Consider the following 25,001-nt stretch of genomic DNA (forward strand, 5'->3'; position numbering starts at 1 on the left):
GGCTCGGAGCCTGCGATGCCTACTTTATTCCACTCCCTGATGTTCGCCCGTTCGCCCCTGGCGCGTGCCTTGTTGCTGGGCGCCGGCCTGCTGGTCATTGGCGGCTGCCGTGAAGCCGAAACGGGCGCCGCAGCGCCCCCCGTACAGGAAGTCGCCGTCTACGAGGTGACCACTGCCGCCCAAACCTTGACCACCACCCTGCCCGGTCGCGCCAGTGCTCACCTGATTGCAGAGATTCGCCCACAGGTCGGCGGCATCATCCAGAAGCGCCTGTTCAACGAGGGCGACACGGTCAAGGCCGGCCAGGCGCTGTACCAGATCGACCCGCAGCCTTACCAGGCCACGCTGGCCCAGGCCGAGGCCACGGTCAGTTCAGCACGCGCCACCCTCAAGGCCGCCGAGCTGAAGGCCAAGCGCGATGCCCAACTGGTGAAGCTCGACGCCATCAGCGCCGAAGACAATGAAAGCGCCCAGGCCGCCCTGCTCGAAGCCCGCGCCAGCCTGCAATCGGCCCAGGCTGCGCAGCGCACCGCGCGTATCAACCTGGACTACACCCGCATCAATGCGCCGATCGATGGGCGCACGGCCACCTCGTCGGTGACCCCCGGCGCACTGGTCACCGCCGAGCAGACCACCGCACTGACCACCGTGCAGCAACTGGACCCGATCTACGTCGACTTCACCCAGCCCAGCAGCACCCTGCTGCGCCTGAAACGCGAACTGGCCGAAGGCAAGCTGGCGCCCAGCACGCAGCAGGACGCCACCCGTATCAGCCTGGAACTGGAAGACGGCAGCACCTACGCCCATGCCGGCACCCTTACTTTCAACGGCGTGAGCGTGGATGAAAGCACTGGCAGCGTGACCTTCCGCGCCGTGGTACCCAACCCCGATGGCCTGCTGATGCCGGGCATGTACCTCAAGGCCACCGTGCAGGAAGGCGTACAAGCGGATGCCATCCTGGTACCGCAGCAAGGCGTGAGCCGTGACGAACGCGGCGATGCTACCGCCCTGGTGGTGGTCGACGGCAAGGTACAGCAACGCGAACTGACCCTGGCTCGCGCAGTGGGCAACCGCTGGTGGGTCAGCCAAGGCCTGGCCGCTGGCGACCAGTTGATCGTCCAGGGCCTGCAAAAGGTGCGCGTTGGCCAGCAAGTCCAGGTGCGGGACAACGCCCTGACCGCCCGCAACGACAGCCAGCGAGGCGAATGACATGGCACGCTTCTTCATCGACCGGCCAATCTTCGCCTGGGTGATCGCCATCCTGGTGATGCTCGGTGGCGGCCTGGCCATCTTCCAGCTGCCGCTGGCGCAATACCCCAATATCGCCCCGCCGCAGATCAGCCTCAGCGCCACCTACACCGGCGCCTCGGCCAAGACCATGGAGGACTCGGTCACCCAGGTGATCGAGCAGCAGATGACCGGCCTGGACGGCCTCACCTACATGTCGTCCAGCAGCAGTTCGGCGGGCAGTGCCTCGATCACCCTCACGTTCGAGGCCGGTACCGACATCAACACCGCGCAGATGCTGGTGCAGACCAAGCTGGAGCAGGCCAAGGCGCGGCTGCCCGAAGCCGTGCAGCAGCAAGGCATCGAGATTCACAACTCCGCCAGCGACTTCCTGATCATCCTTTCGCTGGTGTCGGACAACCCCGACGTCAGTGCCACCGATATCAGCGACTTCATCTCCAGCACCCTGTACGACCAGATCAGCCGGGTCAGCGGCGTCGGCCAGGTGACTACCCTGGGCTCAAGCTACGCCATGCGCATCTGGCTCGACCCGGACAAACTCAAACAGTACGCGCTGATGCCCTCGGATGTGAGCAGCGCCCTGGAAGCGCAGAACGTCGACACCTCCGCCGGCCAGCTGGGCGCCCTGCCCGCCCGCGCCGGCCAACAGCTGAACGCCACCATCAACGCCCGCAGCAAGCTGCAGACCGCCGCGCAGTTCCGCGAGCTGGTGCTCAAGCACAACAGCGCTGGCGCGGTGGTGACGCTGGCGGACGTGGCCCGCGTCGAGCTGGGTAGCGAAAGCTATGACGTGGTCGCCGAGCACAATGGCCGGCCCTCCGGCGGCCTGGCGGTGAGCCTGGCCACGGGCGCCAACGCGCTGGACGTGTCCGAAGCGGTGCAGGCCAAGCTTGCCGAGCTGGAACAGTTCTTCCCCGGCAAGCTGCAGTTGCGCAGCGAAGTGGCCTATAACACTGCGCCGTTCGTGAAAATCTCCATCGAGGAAGTGGTCAAGACGCTGTTCGAGGCCATCGCCCTGGTGGTGCTGATCATGTACCTGTTCATGCAGAACCTGCGCGCCACGCTGATCCCGGCCATCGCCGTGCCGGTTGTACTGCTGGGCACCTTCGGCGTGCTGGCCCTGCTCGGCTACTCGATCAACACCCTGACCATGTTCGGCATGGTGCTGGCCATCGGCCTGCTGGTGGACGATGCCATTGTGGTGGTGGAAAACGTCGAACGCATCATGGCCGAAAAAAGCCTGCCACCGCGCGAGGCGACACGCCAGTCGATGGGCGAAATCAGTGGCGCGCTGGTCGGCATTGCCGTGGTGCTGTCAGCGGTGTTCGTGCCCATGGCGTTCTTTGGTGGCTCCACCGGGGTGATCTACAAGCAGTTCTCGGTCACCCTGGTGGCGGCAATGACGCTGTCGGTGCTGGTAGCCATGACCCTCACCCCGGCCCTGTGCGCCACGTTACTCAAGCCTGTGTCAGCCCATGGCGAACCGCGCCGCGGCTTCTTTGGCTGGTTCAACCGCCACTTCAATCGCACCTCCCGGCGTTACCAGCAGGCGGTTGGCAAGGTGCTGGCACGCCCGCTGCGAGCGCTGCTGGTATACGCCCTGGTGCTGGGCGGTGTAGCGCTGATGTTCCAGAAACTGCCGTCGGCGTTCCTGCCCGAAGAAGACCAGGGCATGCTGATGATGCAGATGACCCTGCCGGTGGGCGGCACCGACGAACGCTTGCAGGCGGTGAGCAGCCAGGTGCAGGACTACATGCTGCAACAACCGGAGGTGGCCTCGATCCTGATCGTGCGTGGCCTGGGCAATGGCGGCAACGCACAGAACTCGGGGCGCGGCTTTATCAAGCTCAAGGACTGGAGCGAACGCCAGGGCGACGAACACAGCGCCGCTGCCGTGGCGCGCCGGGCCAGCATGGCATTGTCGAAAATTCTCGACGCCAACGTGTTCGTGATGGCGCCGCCAGCCATCCAGGGCCTGGGGCAAAGTTCGGGCTTCGATGTGCAGTTGCAGGACCTGGCAGGCCTGGGCCACGCCGAACTGCTCAAGGCGCGTGACCAGTTCATCAGCCTCGCCGCCAAGGACGCGCGCCTGGCCAATGTACGGGCCCAGGGCCTGGAGGACACGCCCCAGCTGAACGTTGCCATCGACGACCGCAAGGCCGGTGCCATGGGCGTTGCCGCCAGTGACATCAACGCCACCCTCAGCACGGTGATGGGTGGCAGCTACGTCAACGACTTTGTCGATGCCGGGCGGGTGAAGAAGGTGTACCTGCAAGGCGAAGCCGACAAACGCATGCTGGCCGAGGACATCGGCGCCTGGTACGTGCGCAACGACAGCGATGCCATGGTGCCGCTGTCGGCATTCACCAGCACCTCGTGGAGCACCGCCTCGCCGCTGCTGGAGCGCTTCAATGGGTTTGGTTCGTACGAACTGGTTGGCGAACCGGCCAGCGGCGTCAGCTCGGGTGACGCCATGGCGGCGGTCGAGCAGATCATGGCGCAACTGCCGGAGGGCATTGGCTATGCCTGGGCGGGCCAGTCCTACCAGGAACGCCTGGCCGGCAACCAGGCGCCGTTGCTGTATGCCATTTCCATCCTGTTCGTGTTCCTGTGCCTGGCGGCGTTGTATGAAAGCTGGTCGGTGCCGTTCGCGGTGATGCTGGTAGTACCGGTGGGCATCCTCGGCGCGCTGGTGCTGACCGGGCTGCGTGGCCTGGACAACGATGTGTACTTTCAGGTCGGGCTGCTGACCACTGTAGGCCTCGCGGCGAAGAACGCGATCCTGATCGTCGAGTTTGCCAAGGAAGGCTACGAACGCGGCCAGGACTTGCTGACTGCCACGCTAGAGGCCGTGCGCATTCGCCTGCGCCCGGTGCTGATGACCTCGCTGGCCTTCATCCTCGGCGTGCTGCCGCTGGCCCTGAGCAGCGGCGCCGGTGCTGGCGGGCGCCAGGCCATCGGTACCGGCGTGCTGGGCGGCATGCTCGCCGCCACCGTGCTTGGCCTGTTTTTCATCCCCTTGTTCTATGTGCTGGTGCAGCGCCTGGCTGCGCGCCGCAACGCCCCACGCACTGACGTTGTTGCAGGAGAAGCCTGATGCGCCTGTCCCCTCTTCCCCTGGTGCTGGTCATGGCCTTGGCCGGCTGTGTGAACCTGGCCCCGGACTACCAGCGCCCGGCTGCCCCCGTAGCCGAACAATGGCCGGGCACCACGGCCAGCAGTAGCAACAGCGCCGACATCGCCTGGCAGGCGCTGTTCGTTGATGCCCGCCTGCGCGACACCGTGGCGCTGGCCTTGGCCAACAATCGCGACCTGCGGGTAGCAGCATTGAACGTGGAGTACCAGCGTGCGCAGTACCGTATCCAGCGTGCGGCGTTGTTCCCATCCGTTTCCGCCACGGCAGACGGCACCCGCCAACGCAGCGTGAGCGATGGCAACAACGCCGTCAGCAGCCAATACAGCGTCGGCCTGGGCGTGAGCAGTTACGAACTGGACCTGTTCGGCCGCCTCGGCAACCTCAAGGACGCGGCGCTGGAAGACTACCTGGCGCTGGAACAGACCCGGCGCAGCACGCAGATTAGCCTGGTGGCCGAAGTGGCCAGTGCCTGGATGACCCTGGCCGCCGACCAGCAACTACTGGCATTGGCCCGGCAAACCTACGCCAGCCAACAGAAAACCCACGACCTGGTGCAACAGAGCCACGCGCTGGGTGGCGAGTCTGGCCTGAGCCTGTCGCAGGCGCTCAGTACCGTAGAGTCGGCACGGGCCGACGTAGCCAACTACCAAAGCCAGGTGGAACAGGACCGCAATGCCCTGGAGCTGCTGGTGGGTCACCGTCTGGACGATACGCTGTTGCCGGGTGATGTCCGCCTGGATGCAGCGCTGTTGGTCGGCGTACCAGCAGGCTTGCCTTCGAGCCTGTTGCAGCGGCGCCCGGATGTGCTGGCCGCCGAGCATACGCTCAAGGCCGCCAATGCCGACATCGGCGCGGCGCGGGCGGCATTCTTCCCCAGTGTCACCCTCACCGCCAGCGGTGGCAGCGCCAGCAGCGAGCTGTCCGGTTTGTTTGGTGGCGGCAGCCGCGCCTGGAGCTTTGCGCCGTCGATCAACCTGCCGATCTTCAATGCCGGCAGCAACCGGGCGTCACTGGATGCGGCCAAGGTCAACCGGGAGATCGAGGTGGCCACGTATGAGAAGACCTTGCAGACCGCTTTCAGTGAAGTGGCCGACGCATTGGCGGTACGGGGGCACATCAATGAGCGGCTGGATGCCCAGCGTGGCCTGACCAACGCCACCGAGAAGAGCTATGACCTGTCGTTGGCGCTGTACAAGCAAGGGTCTGAGAGCTTTTTGGAGGTGCTGGATGCACAGCGGTCGCTGTACTCGGCGCAGCAAACGCTGATCAGCCTGGAGCTGGCCGAGCAGCAGAACCGGGTGACGTTGTACAAGGTGCTGGGCGGTGGGTGGCAGGGTTGAATTTTGGGGCCGCTTGGCGGCCCATCGCCGGCAAGCCAGCTCCCACAGGGATCGCGCCATCCTCAATTTTTGCGCAGTCCCTGTGGGAGCTGGCTTGCCGGCGATGGGCTGCGCAGCAGCCCCAAAGTGCCTGAACGCGTTCAATCCCGCAGGAAGCTTTCTTCGAACGGGTAATGGGTCAACAACTCGTACCCGTCCTCGGTCACCAGCAACTGGTTTTCCAGCTTGATGCCATCACGCCCACCCACCTCCCCCACGTACGCCTCCACACACAACGCCATGCCCGGCTGCAGTTCACCTTCGTAGCCATAAGACTCAAGGTCTTCCGGGTAACGAATGCTCGGGTACTCGTCGCACAACCCCACACCATGGAACATCACGCCGTAGCGTTGCTCGCGGCAGCTTTCCGGCAGGCGGTGGCCGTTGCGGGTGAGGTCGGTAAAACGTACGCCAGGCTTGACCATCCCGGCATTGAAGTGGATGTGCTCGTGGGCGATGCGGTACAGGCGCTTCTGCTCGGCCGTGGGCTCCAGGCCACCACAGATCCAGCTGCGCGACATGTCCACGCAAACGCCATACACCCCGATCAGGTCGGTGTCGAACGACAACAGGTCGCCATCGCTGAGCACCCGTGGCCCAGACTCCTGGAACCAGGGGTTGGTGCGTGGTCCGGAACTGAGAATGCGGGTTTCGATCCATTCACCGCCACGGCGAATGTTGCCGCTGTGCAGCGCTGCCCAGACATCGTTTTCGGTGGCCCCCGCGCGCATCGCCTGACGCATCTCGGCAACCGAGGCCTCGCAGGAGGCCACCGCACAACGCATGGCCAGGATTTCGTCGGGGCCCTTGATCAGCCGGGCGAACTCGGTGACTTCCTGGCCGTTGTGTACCTGCACGCCCAAAGCGTCGAGGGCACGCAGGCCGGCCACTTCGATACGGTCCACGGCCAGGCGGCGGTTGTTGCCAGCGTGGGTGCGCAGCAAGTCGTCGACCTGGGCGCAGAAGCGCCGGGCGTGCTCGTCGGTGCGGTCGCCGGTTTCGAAGTAGAAGAAGGAGGCACCGCTGCGCAGCTCGCTCACCAACGGCAAGTGCGCGGACAAATGGTCGCAGCCATGGAAGTCCCACAGCACCACATGGCCACTGGCAGCAACGAAACAGGCGCGCGCAGGGTTGTGAGTGGTCCAAAGCTGCATGTTGGTGGTGTCGGTGGCGTAGCGGATATTCAGCGGGTCGAACAGCAGGATGCCGCCCAGGTCGCGGGCCACCAGCTGGTCACGTATGCGTTGCAGGCGGTATTCGCGCAGGGTCGGCAAGTGCGGCGCCTGCAGGCCAAGCGCTGCCCACTCGGCGAAGGCCAGCGGTGTAGGGCCGATTTCGGTGCGGTCGTTGTCATCCACTGAACCATCGGCCTTGAGTGCGGCAGCGCGCTGGCGTGAAGGGTCGATACGGCGGGTATGGGCGGGGATCGAGAACGGCGATGTCATCATGGCTGGCGGTATTCCGTCGGTTATTGTTGTGTGGAAAACAGCGTTTGGATCGGGGGCCGCCACCTGAGTTTAGGAACAGCGGCACACCTCGATAAGCGATATTTTCCGGGGCAAAACGATAACCGGAGCGTATAGGCGGGCATCACCCCTTCAATGCCGCCGCTATTTTTGCCACATCGATCTTGCCCATCTGCATCATGGCCTCGAACGCCCGCTTGGCTGCGGCGCGGTCGGGATGACCGATGGCTTCGATCAGGATACGAGGGGTGATCTGCCAGGAAATCCCCCATTTGTCCTTGCACCAGCCGCAGACGCTGGCTTCTCCGCCATTACCAACTATGGCATCCCACAAGCGGTCGGTTTCGGCCTGGTCTTCGGTACTGACCTGGAACGAAAACGCCTCGCAATGCGTGAAGGCCTTGCCCCCATTGAGCCCCACACAGGGTATGCCCATGACGGTGAATTCGACCGTGATGACATCGCCCTCCTTGCCCAAAGGGTAATCACTTGGCGCCTTGTGCAGGGCGATCACTTTACTGTCCGGGAATACGCTGGCGTAAAAGTTGGCAGCCTCCTCGGCATCGTTGTCGAACCAGAGGCAGATAGTGTTCTTGGCAGTCATGGCCGTGCTCCATGAAAGGGTGTGGAGCCCGCAGCCTTGCCGCTCAAAAAAAAGCGCCCCATACGGAGCGCCAAAACATCCACCCAAACCAAAGGAGCTGTAACGCTACCCAGGTGAATTCACAGGATCGACAACGGGTACTCCACGATCAGCCGCACTTCGTCCAGGTCCGACTCGAACGCCGTGGCCCGGGTGGTGGCCTGACGTACGCGCAGTGACAAGTCCTTGGCTGCGCCGGTCTGCACCACGTACTTGACCTCGATGTCACGCTCCCAGCGCTTCTGGTCAGTCAGCGGGTTGCCGCCGGCATCGCGGCGCATGTAGAAGGTGTTGGCATTGGAGTAGTCGGCATCGGTGCCTTTACCGTAGCGCGTCATGAACGACAGCCCGGGAATACCGTAAGCGGCCATGTTCAGGTCGTAACGCAACATCCACGAACGCTCCTTGGGCGAGTTGAAGTCGCTGTACTGGATGGAGTTGTCCAGGAAGATCGAGTCGGACTGGCGCAGGTAGTCGAAGTCGTCGTCACCGTTGTTGCGCTGGTGAGTCAGGGCCAGGGTGTGGGCACCAAAGCGCACGCCCAGCTTGGCGCTCCAGATGTCGTTGTCGAATGCGCCCAGGCGCTGCTGCCCCTCGTCAACCGCCTTGTAATAGTTGAAGCCACCAATCAGGGCCAGATCATCACTCAGCGGGTAGCTGAGGCTGGTGCCGGCGTAGTACTGGTTCCACACATCTTTGAGGCGGCTGCTGAACAGGCTGACGCTGACATGCTCATTGAGCGTGTAGTCACCCCCGCCATAGGCGATCCACGGCGAATCGACCGGGCCGCCGTAGAAGGTCACGAAGTTCTCCCGCATATCGCTGGACACCGGCTGGCTCATGGCATGCAGGCGCCCGGCCTGCAGGGTGAGGTCCTTGATGCTGGTGTTCTCCAGGGTCACGCCACGGAAGCTTTCCGGCAGCAGCCGTGAATCGCCGGCGGCCACTACCGGGTTGGCCGGGAACACATCGCCCACTTTCAGAACGGTGTCGAACAGGCGCACCTTGGCTGCGCCACCCACCTTGGTGTATTCGTCGCGGGCCTGGCCGTCATGATCGACCGGCAGCACGTCGAACGAACTGCGCCCGCCGTTGCGGCCGCCACCGGTGTCCAGTTTCAGGCCGAGCATGGCGAACGCATCCAGGCCAAAGCCGACAGTGCCCTGGGTAAAACCCGACTCGAAACGGGCAATGACGGCGTGGGCCCAGGCTTCGGAATAGCCGTTGTCGGGTACTTTGGCCGGGTTGTGTGTAGGGGCTGCGGAGTCGCGGTTGTCGCGGTTGAAATAGAAGTTGCGGTTGAGCACGTTCAACGTGCTGCCTTCGATAAAACCTTCTGCGGCGTCGTCCGCCGCCATGGCCAGGTTGCCGACGCCGGAAAGCGCCAGGCACGCAGCCAGTTTCAGGGGGGATCTGCAGGTCATCCGATGCTCCTTGAACGTCGTCTTTATAATTGTGTCGGCGGCCCGAGATTGACGGCCGGCAGATAACGCCAAGGTGATCGGCGCATTACAATTGCGTCATCGTCGAGGAAGCGCTCTGGGTAGGGTTCTGCAACATCCTGCAGACATTTCCGACATCAGGTAGTGAACCTGCTGACAAAAAAGCGGTCTTTCGCTGACGGTCAACTCACCGACCGGTTCATCGGCCCAGTCACCGGGCCTACTTTTGTCCTGTTTCAGCGAAGACCCAACATGCCCGATTTCCGCCCAACCGCTTCCGCCCTCCCTGCCCTGCGCGGCGGCCTGATTGCCGCTCTGGTGGCCCTCGCCCTGCCGGCGCACGCCGAAGAGCCCGCCAGCGACGCACGCTGGGTCAGCGACAGCCTGAGCACCTACGTGCGCAGCGGCCCGACCGATGGCCACCGCATCGTTGGAACCCTCAAATCCGGGCAGAAGCTGACCCTGCTCGGCAGCCAGGGCAATTACAGCCAGGTGCGCGGGCAGAACGGCGATGTGGTGTGGATCCTTAGCAACGACCTGCAGGCCGTGCCGGGGCAGAACGAGCGCCTGCCGCAGCTCGATGCCCAGGTCGCGGAGCTGACCGGGCAGCTGAAGACCATCGACGACAGCTGGAAGAGCCGCGTGCAGGGCATGCAGGAAACCCTGGATTCACGCAAGAAGCTGAACGACGAACTGGAGGCGCGCAACAAGGCACTGAGCGAGCAGCTTGACCAGAGCCAGTCGGACCTGCGCGATACCCAGGCACGCCTGGGTGACGAGAACAAACAGGTGATGATGCGCTACATGGTGTATGGCGGCAGCATTGCCGGGGCGGGGTTGCTGGCGGGGTTGATCTTGCCGGCGCTGACTCGGGGGCGGAAGAAGAACGACCGCTGGTTCTGACAGTGGGGCCATCCTGTGCTGGCCTCTTCGCGGGTAAACCCGCTCCCACAGGTACTGCACAGTTTTCAATAACAGTGAGATCCCTGTGGGAGCGGGTTTACCCGCGAAAGGGCCGGTAAGGGCTTACTTGCTACGTGCCTTGTTATAGATGGTCTTGGCTTGGTCCGCCGAAGCCTGGCACTGGGTATAGTCACCCTTGCTCTGAGCATCCTTGGCATTTTGCATGTGGACTTTGAAGTCATGAGCCATACCGCCATGCATCGCCTGGCCACTGGCCTTGTGGAAATCCTCAAGTTCCTTGATCTTGGCCGCACAGTTGCCCGCAGGGTCTGCGTGCACAGCAAAACTGAGGACGGAAGCAATCACCAGCAGAGGTATGCATTTCGTGGATTTCATGGAGCGTTCTCCTGGAAAACCATAGGGTTCGTCGAGGCCCGTTCGGCTCGACGCAGCCAAAAGCATAGTAGGCCCGTGCCTGCCCCGCACCCCGTCAGCCCAGCGGTCGCCCGGCTTCGGCAAACAGAAAATCAATGAACACCCTCACCCGCAACGGCATGTGTGGGCCATGCGGATAGATCAACATGAACGGCCGTGTAGTCCCGCCGAACTCAGCAAGCACCTCCACCAATTCGCCGCTGGCCAATGCGTCCTGCACGGTAAAGCGGTAAGCCTGCATCAAGCCGCCGCCATGGCGCACCAACGTTGCCGTGGCAAGGAAGTCGCCCAGGCAGGTGAATGAGCCTTGGGTTTCGATCTCGATGTGGCGGCCATCCTGGCGAAAACTCCACGGTGGGCGACGACCACTGCTGGGCATTTCGAACTGGATGCACTCGTGCTGCTGCAAGTCTTGCGGCACCCGCGGCGTGCCGGCACGGGCCAGATAGCCTGGCGTGGCCACCACCACCAGCTCGGCATCTTCAAGGCGGCGCGCCACCAGGCGTGAATCGGCCGGTTCGCGACCACGGATGGCCAGGTCGAAGGGTTCTTCGGCAAAGTCGACATTGCGGTTGCTGACATGCACATCCACCTGCACCTTCGGGTAGCGCTGACGAAAGCGCGGCAGCAGCGGTAGCAGCCGGTGGTGGGCATAGGGCGTGGGCGCACTGATGCGCAAGCGGCCGCTGGGTTCAACCTGCCCACCCGTCACCTGGCGCTCGGCCTCGACCAGTTGCCCCAGCGCCTGCCGGCATTGCTGGTAATAGATCTCGCCGGCGGCGGACAAGCGCATCTGCCGCGTGGTGCGGACAAACAGGCGCACCCCAAGGCGCTCCTCCAGGCGCGCCACGCTGCGGCTGACTGCCGCTGGGGTAACACCAGCCTCCGTGGCGGCAGCCGTGAAACTGCCGCTGTCTGCGGCCAGGCAGAACAGTTCCAGGCTGCCGAGTTGAAAGTCGTCGAAATGGCGGGTCATGGCGGCTCGATTGATTACATGATGTATCGATTGAAATGCCCTGCGCCTCATTTTTCAAGTGCTGGTGGCAGCCTACAGTGGCGTCACACCGAGCCGATGGCTCACTTCACTGGAGAACATGCACATGAACACGCCACGCACCGTCATCATCACCGGGGCCTCCAGCGGCCTGGGGTTCGCCCTGGCCGAGGCCTTTCTCGAACGCGGCGACAACGTGGTCGGCAACGCCCGTAGCCAGGCGCGCCTGGACCAGGCCGCTGCGCGTCTAGGCAACCCTTCGCGGTTTATCGGCGTGGCGGGCGACATTGCCGAACCCACTACGGCGCAGCAGTTGTTCGCCACTGCCCTGCAAATGTTTGGCGGCGTGGACATCCTGATCAACAACGCCGGTATCTTCATTGCCAAACCCTTTGCCGAATACAGCGAAGCCGATGTTGACGCCCTGGTCGGCACCAACCTCAAAGGCTTTTTCTACCCGGCCCAGGAAGCGGCGCGGGTCATGGCCAGGCAAGGGCATGGGCAAATCATCGCCATCACCGCGTCCATTGCCCTGCAACCGGACACCCGCGTGCCAGCCCTGCTGCCGGTACTGGTCAAGGGCGGTCTGAACCAGGCGGTCAAAGGCTTGGCGCTGGAACTGGCGGCTAGCGGCGTGCAGGTGAATGCCGTGGCGCCAGGGATCATCGCAACACCCCTGCATGGCGACAATGTGCAGGGGATGGGCGCGTTGTCGCCCAGTGGCCGCACCGGCTCGCCCCAGGATGTGGTGGACGCCGTGCTGTACCTGGTCGATTCACGTTTTGTCAGCGGCGTCATCCTGCCTGTGGATGGCGGCAGTACCGCTGGCACCTGGCACTGACTTGAGGAGCGTGCAACCATGCCTTATGTACATATTCGCGTAACTGACGAAGGGGTTACTGCCGAGCACAAGCGCCAGCTTATCGAGGGAACGACCCGCCTGCTGAAGGATGTGCTGGGCAAGCCGCCAGCCAGTACCTTTGTGGTGATCGAAGAGGTGCCGACCGATAACTGGGGGGTGGGCGGCGAGACGGTGACCGTGGTGCGGGCACGAGAGCGAGGGTAAAGCCAGCAATCGCTACTGCCGCAACCGCTCCAATGCCTGCAACACATACGCCGTGGCCCGCTCAACCTGGCCTTCCCGGCAAGCGATACCCAACTGCCTCCACAACCCGGGCCGCAGTGGCCGGCGTGCAATGCGCCGGTCCAGCTCGGCCGCCTCGCCCTCCTGCGGCAATAACGTCGCCCCGTACCCGGCGCCGACCAGGCTCTTGATCGCATCGTTGTAGTTCAGCTCGATCCGAGGCTCGGGGTACAACCCCGCTGCCGCAAACCACTCCCCTGTCACTCGCGAGAGCTGGGTGCTGCTGTCATTGAGGATCAACGCCCTTTGCGCCAGCCAGGCCGGGGTGACCTTGGCCGGTGGCTGCCAGTCGACCGGCACGTAGGCCAGGATCGGATCGCGCCGCCAGGGCGTCACTGTCAGCCCTTTGCCGGCGACTTGCGGCAAGGCCACAAGGCCGATATCCAGCGCGCCTTCACGCAAACGCGCCAGCGATGCCTGGGACGTCAGCACCTGAACCTGCACGTCGATCCCCGGGTGCTCCACGCGCAGGTGCTCCAGCGCCTGTGGCAACAAGTGAGCGATGGCACCAGTGGACGCGCCCAGGCGTACCCGGCCGGTCAGCCCCTCGACCTGTCGGCGTACTTCGTCCAGCGCCAGGTCGGCGTCGGCCAGCAAGCGCCGGGCGCGGGCCAGCAGTGTTTCGCCAATGGTCGTTGGGCGCACCTGGCCGCGGGCACGGCTAAGTAACGGGGCACCGATACGTGACTCCAGTTCAGCCACATGCAGGCTGATGGTGGGCGGTGCCAGGTTGAGCTGGCGAGCCGCCTCGGCGAAGGAGCCCAGGTCGCTGATGACCACCAGGGTGCGCAGGCGGTCGAGGCTGATTTCACGCATGGTCTGTGCTGGCCTTTTCATTCATGAAACATGAACATCAGCATCATGATATTCAAATTTCCATTAACTCAGCCACAGGCGAGCATAGGTCATCCCAACCCTACCGGACCCTGAGCATGCACACCCCTGTTGTTTTCATTGACGGCGACCAAGGCACCACCGGCCTGCAGATCCATGCACGCCTGCAAGGCCGCAGCGACCTGCGCCTGCTCACCCTCCCCGAAGCCGAGCGTAAAGACCCGCAACGCCGCCGCGAGGCCATCAACAGCGCTGACATCGCCCTGTTGTGCCTGCCCGACGACGCCGCCCGTGAGGCCGTTGCGGCGATCCATAACCCGCAGGTGCGGGTGATCGACGCCAGCTCGGCGCATCGCACCACACCGGGCTGGGTCTATGGCCTGCCGGAACTCGACGAGCAGCAAGCCGAGCGCATCGCCCTAAGCAAACGCGTCAGCAACCCAGGCTGTTACCCTACCGGCGCCATTGCCCTGCTGCGCCCGCTGGTCAAGGCCGGGTTACTACCCGCCGACTACCCGCTGGGCATCCATGCCATTTCCGGCTACTCCGGCGGTGGCCGGGCGGCGGTCGAGCGCCACGAACACCCCGGCGCGAGCAAGGCACCGACCCTGCAACTGTACGGGCTGGAACTGGCCCACAAGCACGTACCCGAAATTCAGCAGCACGCCGGGCTGTCGGCACGGCCGGTGTTCATGCCCGGCTATGGGGCCTACCGCCAGGGCATCGTGTTGAGCATCCCGCTGCAACTGCGCCTGCTACCCGGCCAGGTCAGCGCTGACCAGCTGCAGGCCTGCCTGGAACAGCACTACCAGGGCGCCCGCCACGTACAGGTGATGCCGCTGCACCGACAAGGCGCAGCAGCCAACCTTGACCCAGAAGCATTGAACGACAGCAACGACCTGCGCCTGGCACTGTACGCCAACCCCGAACATGGCCAGGTATTGCTCACTGCGGTGTTCGATAACCTGGGCAAAGGTGCCTCGGGTGCTGCGGTGCAAAACCTCGACCTGATGCTCGGTGCACTACAGGCACAAGGCTGACACGGCAAAACCGGTTAGACTGTACAACCCGCGCCTACACGGCGTGGGCTGTATTCCCACCCGCCGGAGCCTGCCCCCCGATGTTCATCCTGAGCCGCCTCGACAGCGTGCCGCCCGAGTCTTTCCAGAACCAGATCCGCGAACTGGTGATCCACAATGTCGGTGAATTGAGCAGTGTTGCCATCACCGCCGACAACCCGCTGTACCCGCTGTACCAGTACGGCGTTGGTATGGAAGTGCACCAGTACCTGCAAGCGCTGGACGGCACCCGTGGCCTGGCCGTGGCGCTAACCCTGGCGCTGGATGCCGAAGCGCCGGACCAGTTGCTGGGCTTTGCCCTGTCGCTGCCGGCCGAGGACGATGAGCAGGCATGCTCATTGGCATTTCTTGCCGTGCGCGACAGCCACCGCCGCCTGGGCATCGCCCGTGCCCTGCTGAGTGACCTGCAGGCACGCCATACCTGCGTGGAACTGAATGCCTTTGCCAATCAGGTGCCGTGGTTTGAGGCGATGGGCATGCAAGTGGTGGCCGCCAATGGGCCGCAGGTGCTCATGAGCAGTACCGGGCTGGCCAGTGGCGCATTGATCGGGCGGTTGGACATTGCGCCGATTTATCAGACGGCAGAAGTGCTGCAGATTCATACCTACCTGCTTAACCAGCAGGGTGAGGATGCGATGATCGAAGCCGAACAGATGCGCGATGAGCGGCTGGATGAATTGACCGCTCAAGCACTGGAATGTGTACGGCAGCGCAAGACCGTGCATTGATCCGAGGGCCTATTCGCGGGCTTGCCCGCTCCCACAGGGATACCACCAGCCCAAGGGCGATGGAGTACCTGTGGGAGCGGGCAAGCCCGCGAAGAAGCCCCACTGGCCCCTCAGCCATGCACCCAGCGCCGATGCAGCCCTCGCGCCAAGGCATCCAGCACAAACCCCAGTACACCAATCAGCAGCACCATCGCCATCAGCTCGGAATACGCCAGCCGGTCACGCGTATCGAGGATGAAATACCCCAACCCCGCACTCACCCCGAGCATTTCGCACGGCACCAGCACGATCCACAAAATGCCAATGGCCAGCCGCACGCCGGTCAGCACATGGCCGATCACCCCCGGCACGATCACCTTGCACAACGTCTCCCAACGCGTGGCACTCAGGCTGCGGCTCAGTTGCAACCAGCGGGGGTCCAGCTGCCTGACCCCGGCCGCCGTGTTCAGCAAAATCGGCCACAACGCAGCGAACGCCAGCAAGAAGTAGATAGGCTGGTCACCCACCCCCATCAGCATCACCACCACCGGCATCCACGACAGCGGCGAGATCATGCGCAGGAACTGGAACGCCGGGGTGGTTGCCGCCTCCAGGTGCCGGTAACTGCCGACCAGCAAACCCAGCGGTACACCGATGAGCAGTGCCAGCAACAGCCCGACCAGGATGCGCTTGAGGCTGACCCAGATATGCCCGTAGACCTCACCCTGCCCCAGCAACTCGAACAGGCTGGCCAGGGTTGCCGCCGGAGAAAAGCGCGCCGACAGCCCGTCAGCCTGGCCGAACACGGCAACGCCAGCCCACCAAAGCAACAACAAACCCAGCAATCCGGCCAGGCCAAGGCCGGCATGTACGACATGCGTGCGCATCAGACCGCAAACTCCTCGCTACGCTCGAAGTTGTCGGCAATGCCGAACACCGACGGGCCACCCACCGCAGCGATGGCATTGCGCACGAATCGGTCGTCGACCAGGTCGCGGGCCGTCTGCGCCGGATCAAGGCCGGCAAGAAACGCATTGTCGCCTTCGATCAGGGTGGTTTTCAGGCGTTTGACAAGTTCCTCGGTGTAGCTGGGGAACGGATACGGCTGGAAGTCGATGCGCTTTTCGTCCCACTGCTGATGCCGAATGGCACCGCTGGCAATGTAGCCGGCACGATCCTCGGCGGCCGGGGCCAGCACCTTGGTCAGCACGGCAGGCTCATGCGGGGTGTACTTGTTGGGGCCGGCCTTGGACAGCAAGGCAGCGGCTTCGGCGCGGTGGTCGCGGGTCCAGTGCTGGGCCTTGACGATGGCGTTGACCACCTTCTGCGACCACTCCGGGCGGTTGTTCAGGTCATGCTCATGCATGAACACCACGCAGCACGCGTGGTTGCGCCACACATCGCCAGTAAAACGCTGTACGCGGCCAACCTTGAGGTTCTCGGCCAGGGCGTTGAACGGCTCGGCGACGATGTAGCCGGCAATGCGCTTGCTGGCCAAAGCGGGCGGCATGTCGGAGGGCGGCAGCACCAGCAGGTTGACTTCGGTGGCAGCCAACTGGGCGTTGGCCGGCTTCGACACTGGCGTCAGGCCGTTGTCGTTGAGCATCTGCTGCAGCACCACGTTATGGATCGAGTACCAGAACGGGATGGCCACGGTCTTGCCACCGAGCTGTTTCATGTCGGTGATGTCCGGAGCCACGGTCAGGCCCGAACCGCCCACGTGGTTCCACGCCACGACCTTGGCCGGCACCTTGCTGCCGTAACGCGCCCACACCGTCATCGGCGACAGCAAGTGGATGACGTTGACCTGGCCGGAAATGAACGCCTCGATCACCTGTGCCCAACTGCGCAACAGCACCGGGCGCTCGGCCTTGATACCTTCGGCCTCGAACAGGCCATTGTTGTGCGCCACCAGCAATGGCGTGGCGTCGGTGATCGGCAGGTAGCCGATGCGCACCGGCGCGTCCGGCTCGACGGCAGCGCGCGCCTGCAGGCTCGACAGCAATGGCAGCGCACCCGCCGCCGTAAGCATGGCGCCAAGCTTGAGAAAATCGCGACGCGAAGAAGAGGAACAGCAGTCATCCATGCACATGGACAGCCTCCGAGGGCAACGGGGTTAGGGTAGGTTCTACGGTGCGGCTTGCCCGCCGAAGGGTTTTGAGGATTTCGATACGCAATGCACCCAGTTCTTCAACCCGCTGCGCGCGTGGTTGCGGCAGGTCGATGTGCCATTGGCCGAGGATGTGCGCTGGGTGGTTGCCCAGTAGCAGAACCCGGTCGGACAGCAGCAGCGCTTCGTCGATATCGTGGGTGATCAGCACCGCCGCCGTGTTGTGGGTGGCGATCAGTTGCAGCAGCAGTTGCTGCATGTCGGCCCGGGTCACTTCATCCAGCGCGCCGAACGGTTCGTCCAGCAACAGCACTTCGGGCTGGCGGGCCAGGCAACGGGCCAGCGCCGTGCGCTGGGCCATGCCGCCGGACAACTGCGCCGGGTACTGGCCACGGGCGTGGGCCAGGCCCACGGCGGCAATCGCATGGTCGATACGCGCGCGCCGCTCGGCAGCATCCAGCTTTGGCTGGCGGGCGAAGTCCAGGCCAAAGGCAACATTCTTCTCCAGGCTCAGCCAGGGCAGCAGGCTCGGGTCCTGAAAGGCCACTGCCAGCCGTGGGTGCGGCCCCTGCAAGGGTTGGCCGTGCAAGGTCACGCTGCCGCCACGGGGCTGCTGCAGCCCTGCCAGCACCCGCAGCAGGCTGGACTTGCCGACGCCACTGGGGCCAAGAATGCTCACCACCTCGCCCGGGGCCAATTGCAGGTCAAACTGCGCCAGCACTTGCTGCCAGCCACCCTCACGCGGGTAGCCCAGGCTGATATCGCAGGCTTCGAGCAACACGTGGCTCATGCGGCGCCCGCCTGGCGTTGCAGTTCGGCGCGCAATTGCACCAGGCTGGGGGTGACGATCGGCACGAAGGCCGATTCGCGCCAGCGGCGGGCAAAGCCTTCGCCATATTCGCTGAGATAGGCCTTGCCACCGCTGGCCTGCAACTCCAGTTGCACGGCATCGGCAGCACTTTCAGCCAGGGTGATGCGCAACTTGAACAACGCCGCTGGCTGCTGCTGGAAGCGGCCATCGAGCAACCCCTGCTTGAGCTCGCTCACGGTGTTTTCCAGGCGCTCACTCAGTACCTGACGGGCTTCATCGAGGAACGAGGCACGCCCATGCAGATGCGCCTGCACCTCTTCCAGCGCCCGTCGCGCCAAGCCGATGGCCATCCCGCATTGCAATGCCAGGAAAGCCGGGCGTACCCGCGGCAGGAACTCGCGGGCGTTATCGTGCAGCAACCAGTCACGCGCCAGCGGCACCTGGTGGAAAGCCAGCGCCGCCGTGTTGCTCGATTGCAGACCCATCAGTTGCAAGTCATCGGAGCGCTGCAGGCCCTGGGCGTCTGAAGGTATGGCGAGCACGAACGGCGCACCGCCGGCTTCGTCTTCGATGGCCGCCGCTACCACGAAGCCGCTCTTGCGCAGGTTGGTCACCCAGTGCAAGCGCCCTTCCAGGTGCCAGCCATCAGCTACCGGCCGGCCACGCACCTGCAGCGCTTCGATGCCGGACAGGAACTTCATGGCGTTGGACAGCCCGGTGGCACCCGCCAGCTCGCCCGTCAACAGACGCGGCAGCAAGCGCTCGCGCAATGGCTGGTTGGGGCTGTGTAACAGGTACTCAATGAAGGCACGCTGGCCCCAGCAGACAAAGGCTGAAGCCAACGAACGGCTGGCAATCGCGGCGATGGCCTCGACGGCGTCGGTCACCTGCCCGCCCGTGCCACCCAAGGCCGGGTCGACACCAATGCGCAGCAGCTGTGATTCGGCGATCTGTGCCAGCACCTGTTGCGGTTCGCACAGGCCCCGGTCGATGGCCTCGGCATTGGCATCCAGCCAGTGACGAAATGCGCAATCTTGCATGGTCTTGCTCCTTTGGGAACGCCGGGGCCGCCTTGCGGCCCATTCGCGGCACAAGGCCGCTTCTACAACGACCGCATCAAGGCCGCTATCACGGATGGGTTACGCAGAAGGCTGCCAACGGTATTTGCCAAGCTCTTCATTGAGCGGCGTCTGGGCGAAAACATTAGCAAAGTTGCACAGGGTTGCGAGGCTCACGCCCAGAATCACCTCCAGTGCGTTGCCTTCGCTGAACCCGGCTGCGCGGAAGGCCTGGTAGGTGGCCTCGCTGACATTGCCACGGGTGGCGATCACTTCGCGGGCAAACGCGGCCAGGGTTTCGTAACGGGCGTCGGGCAGTTCGCCACGGGCGCGCAGGGCATCGACCACGTCCAGCGGCAGCTTGGCCTTGTTCAGTGCCACTGCGGTGTGGCCAGCCACACAGAAGTCGCAGCCATGCTGGGTAGCGGCAATCAGTTGAACCACTTCACGCTCGGCCAGGCTCAGCTCGGACTTGCCGTTGAGCGCCGAAACGGTCACGTAGGTTTCCAGCGCCGCCGGGGCGTTGGCCAGCACACCCAGCAGGTTGGGGATGAAGCCTGAGTTTTTCTGGGCATTCTCGAGGAATGGACGGGCCGCTTCCGGGGCGCTCTGCAGGGTGTGTAAAGTAATGCGGGAGGACATGGAGTGGTCTCCTTTGATGGGGGTCACTACAGTCTGTTGGTTATAAGAATTACCCTCCATATTCATCAGTCGCCTTTCCTTGCTCCTGAGTGTTTGTATTAGATGATTTCGTCCAGCCACCTTGTCGATTGGTTATTAGAGGGCCTGGAGCTCGATGCCAGCCTGTTTCATGTCGGGCGCTACTGCGGTGGCTGGCACGCCAGCACCCAAGGCATGGGCCGCGCCAGCTTCCACCTGGTGGTGCAAGGGCATTGCTGGCTGCACATCGACGGCGAAGCGCAACCGGTGCGCCTGGAAAAGGGCGATGCAGTATTCCTGTTACGCGACCTTGCCTATCGCTTGTCCAGCGACCAGGACCCGGCCGACGCCTGTGCCCAACCGCGCCAGGCCATGCAGGCGCTGGACAGTGAGGCCAGTGACGGCGTAGGGCTGGTCTGCGGCTTCTTCCACTTTCAGTCCGGCCTGTCTTCGCTGATTGTCGAAGGCCTGGCTGACTGGATCTTGCTGCACGCCGAAGACCCCGCCGGCAGTGCGGCGCGGGCGCTGTTCGAGCTGATTCTGGAAGAGTGCCGACGTGCCGCAGGCCCGTCGCAGGCGTTGCTGGAGCGGCTGACGCACCTGTTGTTCCTGTACGTGCTGCGCCAGCAGGTAATTGCCGGGCAGTCACTGGGCGGACTGGTCGCCCTCGCCCGCCAGCCGGCGTTTGCCGGTTTGCTGGAGCAATTGATCGAGCAACCGGGGCAGGCCTGGACACTGGAAAGCATGGCTGCCTGCACCGGCTTGTCACGCTCGGCGTTTTTCAAGCGCTTCAATGAGCTGGCCGGGCAATCGCCGGGACAGGTGCTGCTGGCTTTGCGTATGCGCCATGCCAGCCAGTTGCTGCGGGCGGGGAATACCGTGGAGCAAGTAGGCGCGCAGGTGGGGTACCAGTCGGTGGCGGCATTTACCCGGGCGTTTGCCAAGGCGGTGGGGGTGCAGCCAGGCGCTTATCGACGGCAACATGAAGGGCGCTGATCTGTAGCGGCAACAGGTTCAGACCTGGCTGACAGGTATATCCCCGCCACCTTTACCTTCGCGCCGCTCTCCCATCCAGCTGTTCACCTGCTGCCCGAACTCGGCCGGCGCCTTGCGCCCGAACCGCCGGGCCAAGTCAAGAATGGTCTGCTGCGCCAGCGCTTCCTCCATGCGCTTCTGCGCCCCCAGCATCACCGCATGGATCGCACAGGTGCCCTCGGTCGCCCAGCCAGGTGGCGAGCCGTCGAACAGGCTGCAACGCTCACGCACCTCGCGACAGTCGAAAATCTTCTTCGGCCCGTCGATGGCATTGACGATATCCAGCACCGTGATTTCGTCCGACGGCCGCGCCAGGCGGAAACCGCCGCGAACACCTTCGGTGGCCGCGACCAACCCGGCACGGGCCAGCTTGGTGAAGACCTTGGCCAGATACTCTTGAGGCACCCCCTGCAACTCTGCCAGGTCGCGCACGCTGGACTCGCGCGAATCGCCACGTTCGTCCACCAGGAACAGCAGGCAATGGATGCCATATTCGACGCCAGCACTGTAGAGCGACATATCAATCTCCGACCAATCTTGTCGCAAATAATACGCCGAACACATTGGATGGGCAAAGCAGACAGTTGCCGCCTGTCGGTTCACCCCACACCTCTGAACCAGCAAATACAGCCATCTGATCCCTTTTCAGGCGGCGCGAGGCACCGGCGTGCTCGAAAAAAGACTTGCAGGGATTAACTACGACCAATACAGTCGTAGTTATTCGAGCGACACCCACCCGTCCTCGAAGCCCTCTTCGAACCTTGCGGAGCATCTACATGAAATCGAACATCCTCATCATCGGTGCCGGCTTTGCCGGTGTCTGGAGCGCCCTGAGCGCTGCTCGCCTGCTCGACCAGGCCCAGCGCGACGACCTGAGCATCAGCGTGCTCGCCCCGCAAGCAGAACTGCGTATTCGTCCGCGCTTCTACGAAGCCAACGCGCATACCTTGAAGGCCCCCGTGGGTGAGTTGTTCGAAGCCGTTGGCGTGCGCTTCATCACTGGCAACGCCGAGGCCATCGATGCCGATGCGCGCAGCGTCAGCTACATCGACAGCCACGGCCAGCGCCAGCAAATCGCCTACGACCGCCTGATCCTCGCCGCCGGCAGCCAGGTAGCGCGCCCGGCAGTCCCGGGCCTGGCTGAGCACACGTTCGATGTCGACCAGATGGAATCGGCTGTTCGCCTGGAGCAGCACCTGACGGGTCTGGGGGCCCTGCCCGCTTCACCTGCCCGCAACACCGTGGTGGTCTGTGGCGGTGGTTTCACCGGTATCGAAACCGCCACCGAAATGCCCGCCCGACTGCGTGCCATCCTGGGTGACGATGTACGGGTGCTGCTGGTTGACCGTGGTGTCAGCATTGGCGCGGCATTGGGTGCTGGCATCAAGCCGTCGATCGTTGCGGCCTCGGAACAGGCCGGGGTCGAATGGCTGACCGATACCTCGGTGGTGGCTGTGGATGCAGGCGGCGTCACCCTCGACAACGGCGAATACATCGCCAGCAGCACCGTAATCTGGACCGTCGGTGTCAAGGCCAGCCCGCTGACCGCACAGGTTGCCGGCGAGCGTGACAACTTCGGCCGGCTCAAGGTCGATGACCACCTGAAAGTGGTGGGCCAGCAGCACATCTACGCCACCGGTGATACCGCCTGGGCCGCCGTCGATGAAATCGGCAACCACGCGCTGATGACCTGCCAGCACGCCATTCCCATGGGTCGCCACAGCGGCAACAACGCCATGGCTGACCTGCTTGGGGTGGCACCGGTGGTGTACCGCCAACCGAAGTACGTCACCTGCCTTGACTTGGGTGAATGGGGCGCGGCGTACAGCGAAGGCTGGGAGCGCGAACTGAAGCTGCAAGGCCAGGAAGGCAAGGACCTCAAGCGCCAGATCAACTCGGTATGGATCTACCCGCCCGCGGCTGATCGTGCCGTGGCCTTGGCTGCCGCCGACCCGATGATTGCGATCGTTTGACAGCAAGATCCTGACAAAACCGTCAATAAACGACGGTTTTGTCAATTATGTCGTTACATTGTTGGACTGTTCAATAATGATGGCCATATGGCATCATTCAAACCAAAAAAGTATTCAAGAGGGTGAGGCAACACTACTAATCCGCAGCGCATCAAGAGCCTGGCGCCATACCGGTGACCCGGCTTTCCGACCAAGCTCCTGAGGCCTGCACGCCACCGTCAAGGAGCATTCCATGCAGTTACGGAATATGAAGATCGGCATTCGCGCTGCCAGCGTATTTGCCCTGTTGGGCATCCTGGTCCTGTTCATGGGCCTTATCGCACTCTATGAAACCCGCCAGATGGACAAGGCCACCGACGAGATCCGTGTTACCTGGATGCCCGCCGTGGTAGCCCTGGGTGACATCAGCAGCAACCTGGGCCGCGCACGGGCTGTCACCTTGCGCGCCGCACTGGACGACAACCCCGCCGAGCGCGCACGCAACCTGCAGCTGCTCGAAGGCATCAACGCCGAGCTCAAGGGTGGGTTGAAAGACTACGCCGACACCATCATCGCGGCCGACGACCGCGCCCTGTTCAACACCTTCAATGACGCACACCAACAGTACCTCGACCTGCAGGTAAAAGTGCTGCAAGACATTGCCGCAGGCCGCATGGACGATGCCAAGCAGCAGATCAGCGGCCCCCTCACGCAGCGCGCCGACACCATGATGAAGGCCATGACCGCCCTGCTCGGCTATAACAGCAAGGGTGCCGAAGACGCCTCGCAGCGCAGCAGCGATGTGGCCGACGAAGCGTTCACCGCCATCATCGCCTCGTTGCTGGTCATCATGCTTGCAATGGCCGCCATTGCCACCGTGCTCACCCGCAGCATCGTGGTACCACTGGCCGATGCCGTGGCTGTTGCCGAACGCGTGGCCACTGGCGACCTCACCCGGGAAATTCGCGTGATCGGCCGTGACGAGCCAGCCTTGCTGTTACGCGCCCTGGCCCGTATGCAGGAAAGCCTGCGCGACACCCTGCGCAAGATCGCCGCGTCGTCCGACCAGCTGGCCTCGGCTTCGGAGGAGCTGCACACCGTTACCGAAGACACCAGCCGCGGCCTGCACCAGCAGAGCGCGGAAATTGACCAGGCGGCCACCGCCGTCAACCAGATGACCGCCGCCGTCGAAGAGGTCGCGAACAATGCGGTCAGCACTGCCGATGCGTCCAAGGGCGCCGACCAGACCACCCGCGATGGCCGCGACCGGGTCAATCAGGCGCTGGCATCCATTCAGCATCTGGTGGCTGACGTAACGGGTACCTCGGCCGAAATCGAGCAACTGGCCAGCAATGCCAACGAGATCAGCCGCGTGCTGGATGTGATTGGCGCGATTGCCGGGCAAACCAACCTGCTGGCGCTGAACGCCGCTATCGAAGCAGCCCGCGCAGGCGAGGCGGGCCGTGGTTTTGCGGTGGTGGCAGATGAGGTTCGCGCCCTCGCCCACCGCACCCAACAGTCGACGGCGGAGATCGAGCAGATGATCGCCGGTATCCAGAACGGTACCGAGCGGGCGGTGACGGCGATGCACAGCAGCCAGGGGCGTGCCACCAGCACACTGGATGTGGCGCAAGGTGCTGGTCAGGCGCTGGAAGTGATTGCCGAGGCGATTGCGTCGATCAACCAGCGCAACCTGGTGATTGCCAGTGCTTCGGAGGAGCAGGCGCAGGTGGCCCGAGAGGTTGATCGCAACCTGGTGAACATTCGTGATCTGGCGATGCAGACGTCGGCGGGGGCGAACCAGACCAGTGCGGCGGCGCAGGATCTGTCGCGATTGGCGGTGGACTTGAACGGCATGGTGGCGCAGTTCAAGGTTTGATCTGAAATAGCTGGGGCCGCGTTGCGGCCCATCGCCGGCAAGCCAGCTCCCACAGGGACCGCGTAGACCTCGGGAATTGCGCGATC

23 protein-coding genes are annotated in these 25,001 nt (G+C 63.8%); 11 read left to right on the forward strand and 12 right to left on the reverse strand.

The window, feature by feature from the left end:
- Window positions 1-15: 15 nt before the first annotated feature.
- The 3 genes from A0O30_RS27350 to A0O30_RS27360 are packed head-to-tail and all read left to right on the forward strand — an operon-like array spanning window position 16 to window position 5,724.
- Window positions 16-1,209: an efflux RND transporter periplasmic adaptor subunit gene (locus tag A0O30_RS27350; protein ID WP_256589831.1), complete on the forward strand. Its 1,194-nt coding sequence runs from the start codon at window positions 16-18 to the stop codon at window positions 1,207-1,209.
- Window position 1,210: 1 nt separating this feature from the next.
- Entirely contained in the window at window positions 1,211-4,345 is a 3,135-nt protein-coding gene (locus tag A0O30_RS27355; protein ID WP_105948812.1) for an efflux RND transporter permease subunit, read from the forward strand.
- The gene (locus A0O30_RS27360; RefSeq protein ID WP_105948813.1) at window positions 4,345-5,724 is read left to right on the forward strand and encodes an efflux transporter outer membrane subunit; all 1,380 of its coding nucleotides are present in this window, start codon (window positions 4,345-4,347) and stop codon (window positions 5,722-5,724) included. The genes A0O30_RS27355 and A0O30_RS27360 overlap by 1 nt, the downstream gene beginning before the upstream one ends.
- Before the next feature lie 140 nt (window positions 5,725-5,864).
- Here A0O30_RS27360 and dddP read toward each other — a convergent pair whose 3' ends face one another.
- From dddP to A0O30_RS27375, 3 genes are all read right to left on the reverse strand, one after another.
- On the reverse strand, window positions 5,865-7,211 hold the full coding sequence (gene dddP / locus A0O30_RS27365) for a dimethylsulfonioproprionate lyase DddP (RefSeq protein WP_105948814.1): 1,347 nt from the start codon (window positions 7,209-7,211) through the stop codon (window positions 5,865-5,867).
- 142 nt (window positions 7,212-7,353) lie between these two features.
- Window positions 7,354-7,833: a VOC family protein gene (locus tag A0O30_RS27370; protein WP_105948815.1), complete on the reverse strand. Its 480-nt coding sequence runs from the start codon at window positions 7,831-7,833 to the stop codon at window positions 7,354-7,356.
- Between the two features lie 119 nt (window positions 7,834-7,952).
- Window positions 7,953-9,296, reverse strand: coding sequence for an OprD family porin (locus tag A0O30_RS27375; protein ID WP_105948816.1), 1,344 nt, complete (start codon window positions 9,294-9,296; stop codon window positions 7,953-7,955).
- Between the two features lie 270 nt (window positions 9,297-9,566).
- On the opposite strand from A0O30_RS27375, the gene A0O30_RS27380 reads away from it, so the two are divergent.
- Window positions 9,567-10,217: a TIGR04211 family SH3 domain-containing protein gene (locus tag A0O30_RS27380; RefSeq protein WP_060497064.1), complete on the forward strand. Its 651-nt coding sequence runs from the start codon at window positions 9,567-9,569 to the stop codon at window positions 10,215-10,217.
- A 123-nt stretch (window positions 10,218-10,340) separates the two neighbouring features.
- On the opposite strand, the gene A0O30_RS27385 is transcribed toward A0O30_RS27380, so the two are convergent.
- Both A0O30_RS27385 and A0O30_RS27390 read right to left on the reverse strand, forming a co-directional pair.
- Window positions 10,341-10,613 carry a hypothetical protein gene (locus A0O30_RS27385; RefSeq protein WP_105948817.1) on the reverse strand — a complete coding sequence of 91 codons (273 nt, stop codon included), beginning with the start codon at window positions 10,611-10,613 and terminating at the stop codon, window positions 10,341-10,343.
- A 94-nt stretch (window positions 10,614-10,707) separates the two neighbouring features.
- Window positions 10,708-11,628, reverse strand: a complete 921-nt coding sequence (locus A0O30_RS27390) for a LysR family transcriptional regulator (protein WP_105948818.1) — start codon at window positions 11,626-11,628, stop codon at window positions 10,708-10,710.
- Between the two features lie 124 nt (window positions 11,629-11,752).
- On the opposite strand from A0O30_RS27390, the gene A0O30_RS27395 reads away from it, so the two are divergent.
- Together A0O30_RS27395 and A0O30_RS27400 are read left to right on the forward strand one after the other, a co-directional pair.
- Window positions 11,753-12,487, forward strand: a complete 735-nt coding sequence (locus A0O30_RS27395) for an SDR family NAD(P)-dependent oxidoreductase (RefSeq protein ID WP_105948819.1) — start codon at window positions 11,753-11,755, stop codon at window positions 12,485-12,487.
- An 18-nt stretch (window positions 12,488-12,505) separates the two neighbouring features.
- Window positions 12,506-12,712: a 4-oxalocrotonate tautomerase family protein gene (locus A0O30_RS27400; protein WP_105948820.1), complete on the forward strand. Its 207-nt coding sequence runs from the start codon at window positions 12,506-12,508 to the stop codon at window positions 12,710-12,712.
- A gap of 12 nt (window positions 12,713-12,724) precedes the next feature.
- Here A0O30_RS27400 and A0O30_RS27405 read toward each other — a convergent pair whose 3' ends face one another.
- The gene (locus tag A0O30_RS27405; RefSeq protein ID WP_105948821.1) at window positions 12,725-13,606 is read right to left on the reverse strand and encodes a LysR family transcriptional regulator; all 882 of its coding nucleotides are present in this window, start codon (window positions 13,604-13,606) and stop codon (window positions 12,725-12,727) included.
- Window positions 13,607-13,722: 116 nt separating this feature from the next.
- On the opposite strand from A0O30_RS27405, the gene argC reads away from it, so the two are divergent.
- Both argC and A0O30_RS27415 read left to right on the forward strand, forming a co-directional pair.
- Window positions 13,723-14,664, forward strand: a complete 942-nt coding sequence (argC, locus tag A0O30_RS27410; protein WP_105948822.1) for an N-acetyl-gamma-glutamyl-phosphate reductase — start codon at window positions 13,723-13,725, stop codon at window positions 14,662-14,664.
- An 80-nt stretch (window positions 14,665-14,744) separates the two neighbouring features.
- Window positions 14,745-15,431: a GNAT family N-acetyltransferase gene (locus tag A0O30_RS27415; protein ID WP_105948823.1), complete on the forward strand. Its 687-nt coding sequence runs from the start codon at window positions 14,745-14,747 to the stop codon at window positions 15,429-15,431.
- Between the two features lie 110 nt (window positions 15,432-15,541).
- Here the strand turns inward: A0O30_RS27415 and A0O30_RS27420 are convergent, their stop codons facing one another.
- The 5 genes from A0O30_RS27420 to A0O30_RS27440 all read right to left on the reverse strand — a co-directional run bounded on the left by A0O30_RS27420 (window position 15,542) and on the right by A0O30_RS27440 (window position 20,031).
- Entirely contained in the window at window positions 15,542-16,297 is a 756-nt protein-coding gene (locus A0O30_RS27420) for an ABC transporter permease (RefSeq protein WP_105948824.1), read from the reverse strand.
- On the reverse strand, window positions 16,297-17,502 hold the full coding sequence (locus tag A0O30_RS27425) for an ABC transporter substrate-binding protein (RefSeq protein WP_105948825.1): 1,206 nt from the start codon (window positions 17,500-17,502) through the stop codon (window positions 16,297-16,299). Before A0O30_RS27425 ends, A0O30_RS27420 begins: the two co-directional genes overlap by 1 nt.
- Window positions 17,489-18,310, reverse strand: coding sequence for an ABC transporter ATP-binding protein (locus A0O30_RS27430; RefSeq protein ID WP_105948826.1), 822 nt, complete (start codon window positions 18,308-18,310; stop codon window positions 17,489-17,491). The genes A0O30_RS27425 and A0O30_RS27430 overlap by 14 nt, the downstream gene beginning before the upstream one ends.
- Window positions 18,307-19,371 (reverse strand): acyl-CoA dehydrogenase family protein, encoded by a 1,065-nt coding sequence (locus A0O30_RS27435; protein WP_105948827.1) that lies wholly within the window; start codon window positions 19,369-19,371, stop codon window positions 18,307-18,309. The genes A0O30_RS27430 and A0O30_RS27435 overlap by 4 nt, the downstream gene beginning before the upstream one ends.
- 99 nt (window positions 19,372-19,470) lie before the next feature.
- Window positions 19,471-20,031: a carboxymuconolactone decarboxylase family protein gene (locus tag A0O30_RS27440; RefSeq protein WP_105948828.1), complete on the reverse strand. Its 561-nt coding sequence runs from the start codon at window positions 20,029-20,031 to the stop codon at window positions 19,471-19,473.
- 102 nt (window positions 20,032-20,133) lie between these two features.
- On the opposite strand from A0O30_RS27440, the gene A0O30_RS27445 reads away from it, so the two are divergent.
- Entirely contained in the window at window positions 20,134-21,045 is a 912-nt protein-coding gene (locus A0O30_RS27445; protein ID WP_105948829.1) for an AraC family transcriptional regulator, read from the forward strand.
- Between the two features lie 18 nt (window positions 21,046-21,063).
- Here the strand turns inward: A0O30_RS27445 and A0O30_RS27450 are convergent, their stop codons facing one another.
- A complete protein-coding gene (locus tag A0O30_RS27450) occupies window positions 21,064-21,603 on the reverse strand; it encodes an Rrf2 family transcriptional regulator (RefSeq protein ID WP_060497076.1) in 540 nt (179 codons plus the stop codon).
- A 257-nt stretch (window positions 21,604-21,860) separates the two neighbouring features.
- Between A0O30_RS27450 and A0O30_RS27455 the strand changes: the two genes are divergently transcribed.
- Together A0O30_RS27455 and A0O30_RS27460 are read left to right on the forward strand one after the other, a co-directional pair.
- On the forward strand, window positions 21,861-23,057 hold the full coding sequence (locus tag A0O30_RS27455) for an NAD(P)/FAD-dependent oxidoreductase (RefSeq protein WP_060497077.1): 1,197 nt from the start codon (window positions 21,861-21,863) through the stop codon (window positions 23,055-23,057).
- A 232-nt stretch (window positions 23,058-23,289) separates the two neighbouring features.
- Window positions 23,290-24,915 (forward strand): methyl-accepting chemotaxis protein, encoded by a 1,626-nt coding sequence (locus tag A0O30_RS27460; RefSeq protein WP_105948830.1) that lies wholly within the window; start codon window positions 23,290-23,292, stop codon window positions 24,913-24,915.
- Window positions 24,916-25,001 lie beyond the last annotated feature (86 nt).

Origin of the sequence: Pseudomonas sp. LLC-1 (genome assembly GCF_002992185.1) — a bacterium.
In the GTDB taxonomy this organism is placed as follows: domain Bacteria; phylum Pseudomonadota; class Gammaproteobacteria; order Pseudomonadales; family Pseudomonadaceae; genus Aquipseudomonas; species Aquipseudomonas monteilii.